A 16,028-nucleotide genomic window follows, 5' to 3' on the forward strand; every position below is an offset into this window, starting at 1 on the left:
CAAAAAGAAGGTGAAGCAGAATATGGAGCATTTAGCCAAAAACAGATATTTTCGTTACGGTGTGCTGCTGCTGCTGGGTTTGATGATTTTATACTTCCTGTGGCTCCTGCGTCCGCTGTTCTTCACTACATACCGTTTTATTAAAACGATTATTGCGCCCTTCGCGGTGGCTATGATCATTTCCTATGTCCTTAACCCTGTTGTGAATATGCTCAGCAGCAGAAAGGTTCCGAGGGGAGTAGCGGTTCTACTCATCTATGCTTTTTTCCTGACCAGCCTTGGCGTTGTGCTGATGAACATTATCCCTATGCTGATTGAGCAGCTCGAAGAATTAAATGAGCATTTGCCCGAAATAACAATGCATGCGCAAGGATTGCTGACCGATCTGGACAATCAAATGATGCCTGGCGGCGTTCGCAGCGGAATGAATCAATGGTTTTTCCAACTGGAGAACCGGATTTCCTCAGTCATTTCGGGGATTATGGATAATATCGGCGGCATGATCAATACGCTGCTTAATATTTTCATCGTGCCGTTCTTGATTTTCTATATTCTCAAGGATTTTGATGTGTTCGAACGGGCCGTGGTGTCGATTCTTCCTGGCGCCCATCGCAAGGGAATCGTGGTCATGCTGAAGGAAATCGATACGGCGCTAGGCCATTATATTCGGGGCCAATTTCTGGTATGCGTCATTATGGGTGCGCTGGCTTATGCGGGGTACATGATTGCCGGAATGCCCTATGCTCTGCTCCTTGCCAGCATTGTGGCGCTCTTTAATATCATTCCGTATCTGGGACCTTTCCTAGGAGCTGCACCGGCGGTTATTATGGCTTCAACGATATCGATGAAAATGGTGATAGTGGTCATAATCGTGAATATCGTGTGCCAAATTCTGGAGAGTAATGTGGTGTCGCCGCAGGTGGTAGGCAGGACGCTGCATTTGCATCCCTTGGCGATCATTTTTGCCCTTCTGGTAGGTGGAGAGGTGGCAGGCATTCCGGGGCTTATTTTGGCCGTGCCGGTGATGGCTGTACTGAAAGTAGTAATACAGAGGCTTTTCGCCTATTATCTGAAACGAAAACCAGTTTAGACTTTATTGACAGGGGTTATGCTCGTAAGTATAATCAAATATGTATGTTTACAGGATAAAACGTTGATGAAATTAAGTACGCCGGGTTCCTTTCCCAGAGAGCGGGCTTCTTCACAGGTTCTTCCGTGAAGGCTGAAAGAGCCTGTGTCAGATAACGGCGGAAAGCTCATTTCGGAGTGCGGCTCATCCCCGCCGGCAGGAACCCCGTTACGGGTCCGTACAAGGCGATCGCTCGTGCCTGCTCAGGCAGAGACAGCGATAACCAGGGTGGTACCGCGATACATTCGTCCCTGATTTTTCAGGGGCTTTTTTCTGTTTTCACCTACTTTTGAACCGATGGAGGCATGTGTTATGAAAGCCAGTGAAATTCGCTCCAAATGGCTGGAGTTTTTTGAGGAAAAAGGGCATACGATTGAACCGAGCGCTTCGCTTGTTCCGCACAATGACCCAACGCTGCTGTGGATCAATGCGGGAATGGCGCCTTTAAAGCCTTATTTCGATGGAAGGGTAAAGCCTGAAAATCCGCGCATTGCGAATTCGCAGAAATGTATCCGCACCAATGACATTGAGAATGTCGGCAAAACGCGCAGACACCATACTTTTTTCGAGATGCTGGGCAACTTCTCCATCGGAGACTATTTTAAAGAAGAAATCATTACCTGGGCATGGGAATTCCTTACCAGTCCGAAGTGGATCGGCTTTGATCCTGAACGGCTGTCTGTCACGGTGTATCCGGAGGATGAAGAGGCCTACAGATACTGGAATGAGAAAATCGGCCTTCCGGCGGAGCGCATCATTAAGCTGGAGGATAACTTCTGGGATATCGGCGAGGGTCCATGCGGTCCGTGTACGGAAATTTTCTATGACCGCGGCGAGGCTTACGGCAACGATATGTCCGATCCGGAAATGTATCCGGGCGGCGAGAATGAACGCTATCTGGAAGTGTGGAACCTCGTGTTCTCTCAGTTCAACCACAACAAGGACGGCAGCTATACGCCGCTCCCGAACAAAAATATCGATACAGGCGCAGGCCTGGAGCGTTTCGCTTCCATCCTGCAGGATGTGAACTCCAACTTTGATACGGATCTGTTCCAGCCGATGATTCAGAAGACGGCTGCCATGGCTGGTGTAAAATACAACGAAGATCTGGAGAAGGATATCGCCCTTAAGGTAATCGCGGATCATATTCGTACAGTGACCTTCGCGGTTGGGGACGGGGTGCTGCCTTCCAATGAAGGACGCGGCTATGTCATCCGCCGTCTGCTGCGCCGTGCGGTCCGTTACGGCAAAATGCTGGGGCTGGATCGGCCGTTTATGTACGATCTGGTGGAGACCGTCGGCGACGTGATGGGGGGCTACTATCCAGAGGTTGTAGACAAGCGGGACTTCATTGTGAAGGTTATCAAAACGGAAGAAGAGCGTTTCCATGAGACGCTGAGCGACGGCCTTGCCATTCTGGCCGAGATCAGCGAGCGCGCCCAAGCGGCCGGGCAAACGGTCATCAGCGGCGCGGACGCTTTCAAGCTTTACGATACGTATGGATTTCCTTTTGACCTTACGGAGGATTATGCAAGCGAGCATGGCTTGACTGTTGACCGTGAAGGCTTCGACCAGGCGATGCAGGAGCAGCGGGACCGCGCCCGCGCCGCACGCCAGGACAACGGCAGCATGAAGATACAGGGCGGAGCGCTCTCCGAACTGACGGTTAAAAGCGAATTTGTTGGATATAATGACCTCGTAACTGAGTCCAAGGTGCTGGCTATAATTTATGAGGAAGCGCTTGTCGATACTATAGGTGAAGGACAGACGGCTCAGATTGTGCTGGATGTTACCCCATTTTATGCGGAAAGTGGCGGACAGGTCAGCGACCACGGGATGCTGCATGGAGGAACGGTAACTGCCAAGGTTGAGGGAATGAGCAAAGCGCCGCAAGGCCAGCATGTCCATCAGATTCTGGTGGAAGCAGGCGAACTGCGCGTAGGCGATACCGTGCGTGCTGAAGTGAACGCGGAGGCCCGTCAGGATATCGAGAAAAACCATACCGCCACACATCTCCTTCATAAAGCGCTGAAAGAGGTGTTAGGCGAGCATGTTAATCAGGCGGGTTCCCTGGTGGAAGCTTCACGCCTGCGTTTTGACTTCTCGCACTTTGGCAGCATTTCCGCCGAAGAGCTGGCGGATATCGAACGCAGAGTCAACTCCCATATCTGGAGCCAGGATAAAGTCGTCATTGATCTAATGCCGATCGATGAAGCCAAGGCGCGGGGAGCGATGGCTCTCTTCGGTGAGAAGTACGGGGACATTGTACGGGTCGTCCAAGCGGGAGATTACAGTATTGAGCTTTGCGGTGGCTGTCATGTGGGTAATACCTCCCAAATCGGGTTGTTCAAGCTGATGAGTGAGAGCGGCATCGGCTCCGGCGTGCGCAGAATTGAAGCAGTAACTGGACGTTATGCCTACGAATATTCGGAAGGCCAGCTTGAGCTGCTGAAGACCGCGTCCGCACTTCTGAAATCGAATGTCAATGAAGTGCCAAAACGGATTGAGGGACTGCACCAGCAGATCAAAGAGCTCAGCCGCGAGAACGAGTCGCTGCAGGGCAAGCTGAGCGCCATTGAGGCCGGTCAGTTAACCGACAAGGTTGTACAGGCCGGAGGCACGCAGTTGCTGGCAGTTCGGGTACAGGCATCCACAATGGACAGCCTACGTGCGATTGCCGACGAGCTCAAGGTCACGCTGCCGTCCACGGTGCTTGTGCTTGGAGCTGCAATGGAGGACAAAGTGAACTTCGTCGTAGCCGTGCCTGTCGAACAGGTTAAGGCGGGTCTTCATGCCGGTAAGCTGGTGAAAGAAATTGCCGCCGTCACCGGTGGTGGCGGGGGAGGACGCCCGGATATGGCCCAGGCCGGAGGCCGGGATGCTTCCAAGCTGGACGAAGCGCTTGCCCTTGCTGTAAAACTGGTGACCCAAGCTTCCAGCAACTGAATAAACAAGCCATAAGGTAAAAAAATATACAGAAATCTGGGAAATCCGGGTCGTTTGTTTCCTTGCGGGTACCAGGTTATGATATGATATAGAAGAAAAGCTGGCATAAACATGTGTATGTGTTTTTGTGGAAGCGAGGTGTCTACATGGATTCCATGGATAAGACGGTCAAGTTTAACGTCAAGGCCGACGAGAAAGAAGCTTCATCGCAAGAAATATTGCTGACGGTATACGATGCTTTGGTCGAGAAGGAATATAATCCGATCAATCAAATCGTCGGCTATCTGCTGTCAGGGGATCCAGCTTATATCCCTCGGCACAACAACGCCAGAAGTCTGGTTCGCAAGAAAGAACGTGATGAACTGATTGAAGAACTAGTCCGTTCCTATTTAGCCAACCATCGTTAGGGGAAGACTGAATGAGAGTCATGGGACTGGATTATGGGGACCGCAGAATCGGCGTCGCAATAAGCGATGCCTTCGGCTGGACCGCTCAAGGATTGGAAGTTGTTGAACGGCGTAAGGACGAAAGCGAGTATGGCAAAATTGCCGAGCTGGTGCGGGGCAATGAGGTGTCCGAGATTGTTGTTGGGCTTCCCAAGAATATGAACGGAACCATTGGTCCGCGTGGTGAGATTGCGATGGCTTTTGCCGAAAAATTACGCGAGTTATTGAACATCCCCGTTCACCTTTGGGATGAGCGGCTTACAACCGTCGCGGCTGAACGGACGCTATTGGAAGCGGACGTCAGCCGGAAGAAGCGCAAGCAGGTTGTAGACAAAATGGCCGCAGGCTTGATTTTGCAAAATTATTTGGATGCTAACATTAGAAGGTGAGGGGGATTTCGCAATGGCGGATAATCGAGTGGACTTGGAAGAAGAGCAACCGGAAATTATTTATATCGACGACGAAGAAGGCAACGAAGAAGAATTCGAGGTCATTATGAAATTCGAAGTGGATGGCTCTGATGCCAAATATATGATGGTTGCACCGGTCGAACCTGAAGAGAATGAAACGGATGTTTACGCCTTCCGGTATGAGGAAGACGGTGATGATATTAAATTGTTTCCGATTACGGATGATGCTGAATGGGAAATTGTCGAAGAAACATTTAATACTTTTGTAGAAGCAGACGATGAGGATTTTGAGAAATGACGATGTATTCCCGTAATGATCTAACCTGGACGACCGGCTTGAAGGAGGCCTTTGGTTCCGAAGTGGAGCTTGAAGATGAGGAAGGACATTCTGTTCCTTACTCGTTAGAGGCTGAGTTTGAGGTCGGGGGACAGGCATATGCGGTTCTGCGTGGGCAGATCGCAGCTTCGAGAGAGTATGAGCTTTTCAGGGTGATATGGCAAGACGGCAAGCCCGAGCTGACGGTCATCGAAGATGATGACGAGTGGGAGGATATTGCGGAGTTGTACGACGAATGTACCTTCCCGGAATAACCCGAGGTTATAAAATGACTTTTAGCCTGAATGTATTCCCGGAAAGGGCGGACTTGTCCGCTCTTTTTGGTTGTGAAGGGGTTGGATGTTTTGAAGCGCAAAGCTAGGACTGGAGTGCTGCTCCTGCTCATTTTATTACTGCTCGTGGCAGGGGCGGTATTCTATTTTCGGCAAATGATGCAGCCTGTCCAATCGCAAGCGGAAACGGTTGCGTTTACCGTAGAACAAGGAATGGGATCATCGCAAATTGCAGATTTGCTTGAAAAAAAAGGGCTTATTCGGAATTCTACCGTTTTTAAAGCTTACCTGAAGTTTACGGAGCAGGGCAGAGGTTTTCAGGCCGGTAATTATGAGGCACAGCCTGGGGCCACGTTTAAGGAGCTGATCGCTAAGTTGTCCAGTGGAGATGTTGTGCCGGAGGAAATGATCCGGTTTACAGTTCCTGAAGGGTACACCGTGCTGCAAATCGCTGATCGATTGCAGCAGGAAGGCATTGTGGATAAGGATGAGTTTCTGAAGCTCGCGAACGATCCGGTACAATTTAACATGCCACTGCTGGAGTATACCCCGGAGGACAAGTCATTACGTTACAAGCTGGAAGGTTATCTGTTTCCGGAAACCTATGAGCTGCCTAAGGACAGCACGGTGAAAGACATTATGACGGCTATGCTGGAGCAGACACAGAAAGAGCTGGACAGCATTCCAGACCTGCAGCAGAAGCTTGAGGAACGCCAAGAGACAGTTCACGAGCTGCTAACCGTGGCTTCACTAGTGGAGCGAGAGGTGGTTGTGGATCAAGAACGACCTATTGTAGCCGGAATCATCTATAACAGGCTGGAGAAGGGGCAAAAGCTCGAAATCGATGCAACCGTTCAATATATGCTGGATAAGCAGAAGGAACGGCTGTTATTCAAGGATCTGAGAGTGGACTCACCCTATAATACGTATACGAATGAGGGGCTCCCTGCAGGTCCGATTGCCAGTCCGAGCCTGGGTTCCATCCAGGCGGTGCTGGAACCTGCCGAGACGGATTATTTCTTCTATGTGACGAAGAAGGATGGCTCCCGTGAGCATTTATTCGCCAAGACCTATCAGGAACATTTAAACAATATCGAAAAAAGTCAAAGTGTGACACAATAGGAGGTAAGTCCAGTGGCTGATAAACCCGAGCTGCTCGTTACGGCAGCTTCGCCGGGAGAAGCTGTGCAGATGCTGGATGCGGGCGCGGATGCGCTGCTGATCGGAGAAGACCGATTCGGAATGCGTCTGGCAGGCAGCTTTACACTCGACGAAATCAAAAATACGGTGGAGGCTGCGCATGCACGCGGCGCCAAAGTATATGTTTCCATGAATAATCTGATGACCAACGAGCTGCTCCCTGAAATTCCGGGTTATGTACAGATGCTCGGTTCCATTGGAGTGGATGCGATAGAGTTCAATGATCCGTCCGTGCTTGCTGCGGTGAAGGAGCATGCCCCGCACATATCGCTGTTCTGGAATGCGGAGATGACCTCGACCAACTATTCAACCGCGAATTACTGGGGAGAAAAGGGCGCCTCCCGCGTTGTGCTTGCAAGAGAGCTCAGCATGGATGAGATCACCGAAATGATCCCGAGTCTGAAGGTAGAAGCCCAGATTCAAGTGCACGGATTGACTAATATTTACCATTCAAAGCGCAGACTAGTGGCCAGCTACATGCAGCATCAGGGCAGGCCGGTGGAAGGGAATCTCGGGAAGGACCGCCACTTGTTCCTGATCGAGGCAGAACGCAGAGAAGAGAAATTTCCGATCTATGAGGATATTAACGGAACTCATATTATGAGTTCTGATGATATATGCATTATCGAGGACCTTCATCTGCTCATGGCAGCAGAGGTTCACAGTTTCAAAATTGAGGGCCTTCTGAAGCCGACAGCCTACAATGAGGCAGTGGTCAGGGCTTACCGCACAGCCATCGACAGCTATTTCAGCAACCCGGAAGCCTACGCATTTGACGAAGCCTGGCTGGATGAAGTCCGCAAACTACAGGACCCGGAAAGGGAACTTTCTTTCGGGTTTTTCTATAAAGAACAGGTCTATTAAAGATTAAAGAACAAAGGGGTGAACGAAACGATGGGGACCTTAACCAAGCGTAAATATACAGGCAAGCGTTATCGTCTGGATAAGCCGGAACTGCTCGCTCCCGCAGGAAATCTGGAAAAGCTGAAATTTGCAATTCATTATGGTGCTGATGCTGTTTACATTGGCGGTCAGCACTACGGCCTTCGCTCCAACGCCGACAACTTCAGTTTCGAAGAAATGAAGGAGGGCGTTGAGTTTGCCAAAAAGTATGGTGCTAAAGTATTTGTAGCTACGAATATTTATGCCCACAATGAAGATATTGAGGGAATTGAAGCGTATTTGCGCAAGCTGTATGAGGCTGGAATATCCGCCATCATTGCGGCAGACCCGGCGATTATCCAGGTGGCACGTAAAGCCGTGCCGGAGCTGGAGGTGCACTTGAGCACACAGCAGTCCACACTGAATTGGCAGGCCGTGAAGTTTTGGAAAGAAGAAGGCTTGCCGCGTGTCGTATTGGGTCGCGAGACGAGCTTGGAAGAGATTGCGGAAATCAAGGATCATGTGGATATCGAAATTGAAGCATTCATCCATGGTGCGATGTGCTCTTCTTTCTCGGGACGTTGTGTGCTGTCCAATCACTTTACGGACAGGGACTCCAACCGGGGCGGCTGCTGTCAGTCCTGCCGCTGGAAGTATGATCTGTTTGAAGACGCTCGCTCCGCCGAAATATGGGTATCGGAGGAAGAAGCTAGAGATAACAGAGTTCTGGAGCAGTTCCGTCTTGGGGTGAACCAACTGCCGCTTTATGATGAGAAAGACAATCCTTTCAGCATGGGCTCCAAGGATTTGTGTATGATTGAGCATATACCGGATCTGATTGATGCGGGTGTGGACAGCTTTAAAGTAGAAGGACGCATGAAATCCATCCATTACGTGGCAACAGTGATCAATGTATACCGCCAGGCTATTGATTCTTACATGGCTGATCCTGATAACTATGTGCTGAAGCCAGAGTGGGTTGAAGAAATGAACAAGGCGGCCAACCGTCCGTTGAACACAGGCTTCTTCTATGATACGCCAGACCATGAAGATCATATTTATGAGCCGGAAGAGAAGGCTGTACCTTATGACTTCGCTGGATTGGTGCTGGATTACGATCCAGAGACGCGTAGGGCGACGATTCAGCAGCGCAACCATTTCAAGCCAGGCCAGCAGATTGAATTTTTTGGGCCTAACGGGACGTTCTTCAAGCAAACGGTCGGTACGCTCTGGGACGAAGAAGGCAACGAGCTGGACGCTGCACGTCATCCACTGCAGCCGGTGAAGATGGTCGTAGAACAGCCGGTTTCTTATTTTGATATGATGCGTAAGAAAAAATAAAGTACATCAAAACGAAGTTTGTGAAGAGGTCCTCCTATATCGGTCGGGAGGCCTCTTTTTTTTATAGTTTTATAGGAAAAAAGTTTCAGTTTATTTTGGGGATTACGGCTGACAAGCCTGACTTTTGTCGTATAATATCGTTACATACATAGATAGCATCTCAGGGATAATGTGGGGAAGAATAACATCCGGCAGGTGAGAGAGATGGGCTTAACGCCAAAAAGAGAGAATAAAAGTAGAGAAGCACGAAGCAACGAAAAGAAGGAAGTTATTCCAAACCTGAAGAGCAAGCTGAAATTGCCTGCATTGAAGGTAAAGTGGAAGCTGCCCGAGCGTGGTAAGAGAAACGGACCAGGCTGGAATTTCAAAAAATCGCCAAAGGAATATATCTCTTTGATCAAACAAGCGAATCCTGTAAAATCTGTCGGGATGAAGCTGTTTTTGATTTTCTTTGTAACGATAATGATCGCAGTGGTCAGCTTGGGGGTTATTTCTTATGTAACCGCTCGCAACACGATTGAGCAAAATGCCGCGTTGGCTTATCAGCAGACGGTAAATCAGACGGCCGAAAAGCTGGACATTATTTTGGAGCGTTTTTTGGATACCTCAACCCAAATCTTCTTTGATAACGAGATTGGAGAACTGCTGCGGACGATGAGTAATTCGGACGTTTCCTCTTATGACGCGTTTCTTGCGACAGACTCGGTAACGAAGAAGTTGACTAACTTAGCATTTAACAATAAGGCGATCGAATCCATTTATTTGTATCCCGAAGACCCGGATGGAGTGATCATGGGAACCGGCAATAAAAGAGATGTGCGATCGGAGCCTTGGTTCAATGAAATGCTTCAAACTACAGGGGTGCGGTGGTTGCCAACAGAAGTCAGCAGCTCCGGGATCAAGACTTACCGGCTGGTGCGTTCGATGAACGACCTTTCCGTGTTAGGCGCCAAGTATATACTTGTGATGGATCTCAAGTTGAGCTCTCTTGAAGAGCAATTGCAAGGATTGGACCTGGGAGAAGGCGGAGCGATCCATCTCGTGACTAGCGAGGGTATACCGACTGCATCTAATCAGGCGGATCTAATCGGCAGCGGGCAGACGCTGGATTATGTGAAAGAAATAAAAACGCCTCAGGGCAGCAATATGGTAAGTGTAGATTTCAATGGTAAAAACCAGAAAGTGATGTCTGTTCATACTACACTTGGCACATCCCAATGGATCTTGAACGGAATTGTACCTGTTTCCACGTTGCTGCAAAGCACCAAAGGCATTCTGATTCTTACCTGGGTGTTTATGATTGCGGCTGCGGTGGTCGCCGTACTTCTGGGGTTGTGGATGGTGCGCATGATCGGCCGTCCGTTGAAGCACATGAAGGATCTGATGAACGAAGGTGCCAAAGGCAACCTTGGTGTCCGCACCGATTACCGCTCCCAAGATGAGATTGGCCAGCTCTCTGTCAGCTTTAATGCGATGATGGAGCAGATTACCGAGCTGGTAGAACAGACGAATTCAACAGCCCAGGATGTTCTGGTGACAGCCTCCGAGTTGAGCGATGCTTCCAGAAAGACGGCCATTTCGGCCAGAGAAATTGCCGTTGCGACCGAAGAAATCGCCAATGGCGCCTCCAGCCTTGCTACGGAAGCGGAGCGCGGCAATACGCTGACCGAAAATATTACACGCCAGATGGAGAACGTTATTACCCACAATTCGGAAATGGGAGAAGCTGCGCGGGATGTGGGGCGCTCCAGTGAAACAGGCAGTGAACAACTGAAGCAACTGATGGGCAAAACCAAGGCAACGGAAGAAACGACACGTGCGCTCGTCACGAAAGTGGACAAGCTGAAAGACACCACTTCCACCGTATTTCAGGTGCTGGATGCGCTGCAGAACATCACAAAGCAGACGAATATCCTGTCCCTGAATGCGACCATTGAAGCAGCACGGGCAGGCGCAGCCGGACGCGGGTTCATGGTGGTGGCGGATGAAATCCGACAGCTGGCTGACCAATCGCGACAGGCCATTATTATGGCTGGCGGCATCGTTAATAACATCGTTACCGAAATGAATGAAACGGTCGAGGCGTTGACGGAGGCATATCCTTTGTTCAGACAGCAAATTGAGGCTGTTGAAGAGACTTCAGAAATTTTCCAATCGGTACAGCAGCAGATGCAAGATTTCATCAGCAGCTTGACTGCGGTGACCAGCTCGATTGAAGAGCTTAACCAATCGCAGGAGGTATTGTCCGATGCCATGGGTAATGTCAGCGCTGTAGCAGAGCAATCCTCCGCAACCTCGGAGGAGGTTGCCTCGCTGAGCAGCGAGCAGGAAAATGTCGCCAGTCAGCTTGTACAGCTTTCAGAAAAGCTTGAAAACGTATCAGGCAGTCTGAAGCAGACGTTATCCAATTTCAGAGTTTAAGGTAACTGTTATGATAAATGAGGGGAGCATCCCGAAAGTAGATTTTTCTACCGGGAATGCTCCTCTTTCTGTTTTTAAGCAATGATTTGCACTTCAGAGAACGCGGGTGTTTGCCGTCAACTTTGCGAGGACATACTATTGCCAAGATCAGCTCAGAGGAGGCAGACCGAGGTTGCATCATCAATCAAACCGAATCGAACGGCACCAGCGTATCCAATTGATAACGACCGTGATTTCTTTCCTGATCGCTGTCCTTATTATCCGTTTAGGATGGCTTCAGATCGCCGCCGGGAGAAGCATTGTGCCTAACGGGAGCCGAACCGTTAGAGAGCAATCCGTTGTCCAGCGGCAGGAGGGGGTTGTGGTCGATACAGGCAGGGGACATTTTACGGACAGAAGCGGGCACAGCATCACAGGTGCCTGGGTGCAGGTTCCTGTACTGTTTCCTGGTGGGCCTGCGAAGCAGGATGACAGGGTAGGACGGCTGGCCAGGGTCCTTCACACCGATGCTTCTGAACTGCTCCGCCGCTGGAAAAGTCTCGGTTCACCTGTAGTCTGGAAAGACAGCCACGGCACGCCTGTTGAATTGACCGATCAGGAAGCTGCTCATATTTCCCGGCTTGCTCCCGGGGCCGCAGAGGTAGTGCCATACAGAAGAAGATATGACAAATCGGTAAACGGCATGCAGTGGCTTGGATTTCTTTACGAACGTCCCGGGAATTCACTCAGTGGAGCTGCCGGTCTGGAGAAAACTCTTGAGCCGTTGCTTAAGGGGGAAGGGGCGACGTTTATATCCCATTTGGTGGATGCAGAGCGTCATACGCTTCCTGACACGGGACTGCGCATTAGCACACCCTCCAACCACCATTATCCGCTGCAGGTACAGACGACCATCGACCTTGCCCTGCAGCGCAAAATTGAGAATTTGACTGCACACAGCCCGATGAAGGAAGGCGCTGTGGTTGTGCTGGATGCTGGCAATGCGGATGTGCTCGCCATGATATCACGCCCTTTTTATGATCCCTACCATGTCAATCCGGAAGGCTCTGATTGGTCCAACCGTGCTGTAAAGGCAGCCGTGCCCGGCTCCATTTTCAAAATTGTCACGGCCGCGGCCGCATTGGAGACAGGGGCGGCGAGAAAAGGGGAAACCTTTCATTGTCGTGGTGAGTATGGCGCCTATGGCCTTGCTTGCTGGAAAGAAGAAGGTCACGGCAGACTGAACCTAGAGCAAGGCTTTGCAGAATCCTGCAACACCGTATTTGCCAAGCTGGCTGAGCGATTAACTTCCAGTCAGCTTGCTCAAATGGCGGAGGCTCTTGGTTTGGGACGGGAGGTTGGCTGGGCAGGGAAGGATCTGGCTGGGATGAAGCAGCTTCGCTTGTTTGATGGCGAAGAGGCTGGCCGTATATTCGATAGCCGCACCAAGGCGGAGGATACTGGAGCACGTGTACAGACAGCCATCGGGCAGAGGGATGTGAAAGTAACGCCTCTACAGGCGGCAAACTTGATTGTCTCTCTGCTCCATAACGGCGAAGTACGCTCGCCGCGGCTGGTACGCCGCATCCAGTATGCGGACGGAGGCACCCTGCTTGAGCTACCTGCTCATGCCTTGCCTGCTTCCAAGGGGAGAATAAGCCCCCATACTGCCCGCACCATTTTGTACTGGATGGAGAAGGTCGTGCAGGAGGGAACCGGCAAAGGACTGGCCTCCGCCAAGTGGAAGCTTGCTGGGAAATCAGGAACCGCCCAGACCGGACAGGCCGGCAGGGCGGTTAATAATCAGTGGTTTATTGGGTATGGTCCGGTGGAGCAGCCGCGATATGCGGTGGCTGTCCTTGTGCAGAATGTTCCGGCAAATTCGTCGAATCAGGCGACGGCGTTATTTGGTCAAGTCATGGATTTGCTGGCTTCTTCCGAAGGTGGAGCATCTCCCTCCTGAAGCTTGGCCAGAAACGGAGGCTCATCAAACTCTTCTTTCGGAAAACGAATCCATTGCTGCAGATAACCTTGCTGCCACAGCTCCTTGATCAATATGAGCAGGATCGGGGAGAGAATCAGACCGGCTACCCCGAAGATCGAAAGGGAGATGATCATAAACGACAGCATCAGAAAGGCCGAGCTGACGCCAATAGAATTACCCGAAATTTTCGGCTCGGCCAGTTGTCGAACGAGCATCGCAACAGCCAGCAGTATCAGCAGCCCGATCGCTAGGCTGGTATTGCCAACGATGAACAGATAAACGGCCCACGGGATGAAGATGACAGGCACCCCGAGCAGCGGTAAAATATCAAACACAGCCGCGACAAGCGCGATTGTAAAGGCATTGCCGGCACCCAGAATCAGAAGACCCACAAAAACAATGACAAACGTGATGGACACGAGTATAGCCTGAGCTTTGATATACGACCCGATCGCTTTTAAAACATGGTTTCTGAAAAAGCTAACAGCGGTTTTAAGCGTATGTGGTGTCTTCTTGCGCGCGATGACCTTCCACAGGTCAATCTCCATGCTGAGAAAGAAAGCCAAGATAATGGCAATTCCAAAATTGGCCATGAACGTAGAGAATGAGCCGAGAAATGCAATGATCCGCTGCAGCGCATTGGTTCCCCAGGTGGAGAGCAGCTTTGTGACAGTTTCAAAATACTCGTTCATACGATCCGTAATCGTCGGCGGCAAGCTGGCGATCTTCCCCTGTAAAAAAGCAGTCAGTTCCTTAAATGCCTGCTGCGTAATAGACATGTAATTGGGCAGATCGTCAGCGAGCCGTGCAAACTGTGTAACGATGATGAGCCCCAGCCCAAAAAATAATGCGAGCAGGATGACGAGAAACAGCAGTACAGAGATAGCGGAAGCAAAAGGCTTGCGCATTCCTTTTTTGTGAAGATAGCGGGCCATCGGTTCAATACACAGGAATACCACGAAAGACAGAAAAACCGGCGCTGCGATGTGGTATAACTGGCTGGATATGAACAAAATCAGATAGACGGTCAGCGCAATCAATGCAATATCGAAGGCTGTGCGCCAATACTTTTTATACAAAGGCAGCATAGAATACAACGACTCCTTTTTTGGCTGAATCATTTTTGTATATTGTACACCATTTAAAGAAAGTCAGCCTAATTTCCTGACCTTTTATGTTAAAATAAAGTTAGTGAGTTTTCTTCAGGCTAACGGCACGCTATGTCAAAATAGAGAAGTGGGGAATACAACGTGCTGCAGAATGTACTGCTATGGCTTTTTTACATCACATCATTTTATGCTTTTATACCTGGACTCATCAGCCGCCTGTTCGGCTTCCGGGTATTCCGTCGGGGAAAGAAAGAAGAGCAAGCCTTCGCTCTAACCTTTGACGACGGGCCCGATCCCGTGTATACCCCTCAATTACTGGATTTGCTGCAGCGTTTCGACGCCAAAGCGACTTTTTTTGTCGTGGGTGTGAACGCCGAGAAGCACCCGGCTATTTTGCGGAGAATCCATGACGAAGGGCATTTGATCGGTATTCATAATTATGTGCATAAATCTAACTGGTTCATGCGTCCGGCGACCGTTCGCAAGCAGATTTTATGCACGGAGCAAATCATCCGTGAAGTCACCGGTGACCGCGCGGCCTATTATCGCCCGCCTTGGGGAATTGTGAATCTGTTTGATTTCGCCAAATCGAACGGACGCCGTATCGTGCTGTGGTCTTCCATGTTCGGGGATTGGCGTGTCAGAACGGGGGTAGATCGGTTGACCCGAAGAATGCTGCAAAAGCTGCGTGGAGGAGAAATCATGCTGCTTCATGACTGCGGTAGGACGCTCGGCGCCAATGCGGATGCTCCCCAAAATATGCTGGTTGCGCTGGAGCGTGTGTTGATCGAGGCGGGGCGCAGAGGTCTGCGCAGTGTAAGGATAGACGAGTTGGCAGGAGGTGCAGTGGAAATGAATGCGACTCATTCGGAAGGCTGGTTCAAAAAAGTCATTGTTCGCAGTTGGCTGCTGTACGAACGCGCATTTCATACGCTGTTTCGACTGGAGCCGGCCAACCCTCAGGAGCCTATGCTGCATTTCAGACGGCGCAAATATAAGGGCCAGCCTGTAGATTTTGCGGATGGGGTCTCACTTGTTAAGGGGGATGACGTGCTTGAGCTGCATTTCGACAATGAAAGGCTGTACCAGATTGGCTCTACAGCCAAGACGCCGATGCATGTAGCAATACAAATGATCCGTTCTGTAGAGAAGCAACTCCCGGATCTGGCGGCCAGATTGGCTGCTGATTCGCAGCTTGAAAAGGTTAAAGCCGTTTACGGAGTTAGCATGATCAACCGCGGCGCGGAGAAGCTCGGTTTTATGGTCCGTGATCTTCCAAGCGGCCTTTTTGCCTCATCTTCTAAGCTGTATCTGCGGCTGCTGCTGAGTGTTATCCATCCGTCTGGGCAAGAACGACTGAAGCGTCGTTCTGATGTTCTCGTACCAAAGCTTATTGTCATGCCGGTATCTGTATTAACAGGCCGTTTCCTGAAGAATGATTCTGTAGGGTCTGGTATGACTTTGAACGATCATCCGCTCCCAGAGCATCCGGAAGAGATGGGGATGGGGACCGCTTCAGCGCAGACTGTGAACAGCTCTACGAGCACAATTGCGTAAGATTAGATGTATGAA

13 protein-coding genes are annotated in these 16,028 nt (G+C 50.4%); 12 read left to right on the forward strand and 1 reads right to left on the reverse strand.

Translation table 11 applies throughout. The features are described 5' to 3' along the window. Positions 1-22: 22 nt before the first annotated feature. The 11 genes from OIN60_RS00260 to OIN60_RS00310 all read left to right on the forward strand — a co-directional run bounded on the left by OIN60_RS00260 (position 23) and on the right by OIN60_RS00310 (position 13,326). Positions 23-1,090, forward strand: a complete 1,068-nt coding sequence (locus OIN60_RS00260; RefSeq protein ID WP_305752864.1) for an AI-2E family transporter — start codon at positions 23-25, stop codon at positions 1,088-1,090. Between the two features lie 351 nt (positions 1,091-1,441). Continuing rightward, complete coding sequence (gene alaS, locus OIN60_RS00265) at positions 1,442-4,075, forward strand: alanine--tRNA ligase (RefSeq protein ID WP_305752865.1); 2,634 nt, start codon at positions 1,442-1,444, stop codon at positions 4,073-4,075. Between the two features lie 146 nt (positions 4,076-4,221). Next, positions 4,222-4,482, forward strand: a complete 261-nt coding sequence (locus tag OIN60_RS00270) for an IreB family regulatory phosphoprotein (protein WP_305752866.1) — start codon at positions 4,222-4,224, stop codon at positions 4,480-4,482. An 11-nt stretch (positions 4,483-4,493) separates the two neighbouring features. Then, entirely contained in the window at positions 4,494-4,910 is a 417-nt protein-coding gene (gene ruvX / locus OIN60_RS00275) for a Holliday junction resolvase RuvX (RefSeq protein ID WP_305752867.1), read from the forward strand. Between the two features lie 13 nt (positions 4,911-4,923). Next, positions 4,924-5,229, forward strand: coding sequence for a DUF1292 domain-containing protein (locus OIN60_RS00280; RefSeq protein WP_305752868.1), 306 nt, complete (start codon positions 4,924-4,926; stop codon positions 5,227-5,229). Then, positions 5,226-5,522, forward strand: coding sequence for a DUF1292 domain-containing protein (locus OIN60_RS00285; protein ID WP_305752869.1), 297 nt, complete (start codon positions 5,226-5,228; stop codon positions 5,520-5,522). Before OIN60_RS00280 ends, OIN60_RS00285 begins: the two co-directional genes overlap by 4 nt. Before the next feature lie 90 nt (positions 5,523-5,612). Beyond that, positions 5,613-6,662, forward strand: a complete 1,050-nt coding sequence (gene mltG / locus OIN60_RS00290; protein ID WP_305752870.1) for an endolytic transglycosylase MltG — start codon at positions 5,613-5,615, stop codon at positions 6,660-6,662. 12 nt (positions 6,663-6,674) lie between these two features. Continuing rightward, on the forward strand, positions 6,675-7,604 hold the full coding sequence (locus OIN60_RS00295) for a peptidase U32 family protein (RefSeq protein WP_305752871.1): 930 nt from the start codon (positions 6,675-6,677) through the stop codon (positions 7,602-7,604). Between the two features lie 30 nt (positions 7,605-7,634). After that, positions 7,635-8,963: a peptidase U32 family protein gene (locus tag OIN60_RS00300; protein WP_305752872.1), complete on the forward strand. Its 1,329-nt coding sequence runs from the start codon at positions 7,635-7,637 to the stop codon at positions 8,961-8,963. 204 nt (positions 8,964-9,167) lie between these two features. Then, on the forward strand, positions 9,168-11,384 hold the full coding sequence (locus tag OIN60_RS00305) for a methyl-accepting chemotaxis protein (RefSeq protein ID WP_305752873.1): 2,217 nt from the start codon (positions 9,168-9,170) through the stop codon (positions 11,382-11,384). 172 nt (positions 11,385-11,556) lie between these two features. Continuing rightward, complete coding sequence (locus OIN60_RS00310; RefSeq protein WP_370872328.1) at positions 11,557-13,326, forward strand: peptidoglycan D,D-transpeptidase FtsI family protein; 1,770 nt, start codon at positions 11,557-11,559, stop codon at positions 13,324-13,326. Here OIN60_RS00310 and ytvI read toward each other — a convergent pair. Beyond that, positions 13,275-14,435, reverse strand: a complete 1,161-nt coding sequence (gene ytvI, locus OIN60_RS00315) for a sporulation integral membrane protein YtvI (protein ID WP_305752874.1) — start codon at positions 14,433-14,435, stop codon at positions 13,275-13,277. The two genes, OIN60_RS00310 and ytvI, sit on opposite strands and share 52 nt — an antisense overlap. Positions 14,436-14,600: 165 nt before the next feature. Here ytvI and OIN60_RS00320 point away from each other — a divergent pair, with 165 nt between their 5' ends. Beyond that, positions 14,601-16,013 carry a polysaccharide deacetylase family protein gene (locus OIN60_RS00320; protein ID WP_305753169.1) on the forward strand — a complete coding sequence of 471 codons (1,413 nt, stop codon included), beginning with the start codon at positions 14,601-14,603 and terminating at the stop codon, positions 16,011-16,013. Positions 16,014-16,028: the final 15 nt, after the last annotated feature.

It is taken from the genome of Paenibacillus zeirhizosphaerae (genome assembly GCF_030705605.1).
In the GTDB taxonomy this organism is placed as follows: Bacteria; Bacillota; Bacilli; order Paenibacillales; family Paenibacillaceae; genus Paenibacillus; species Paenibacillus zeirhizosphaerae.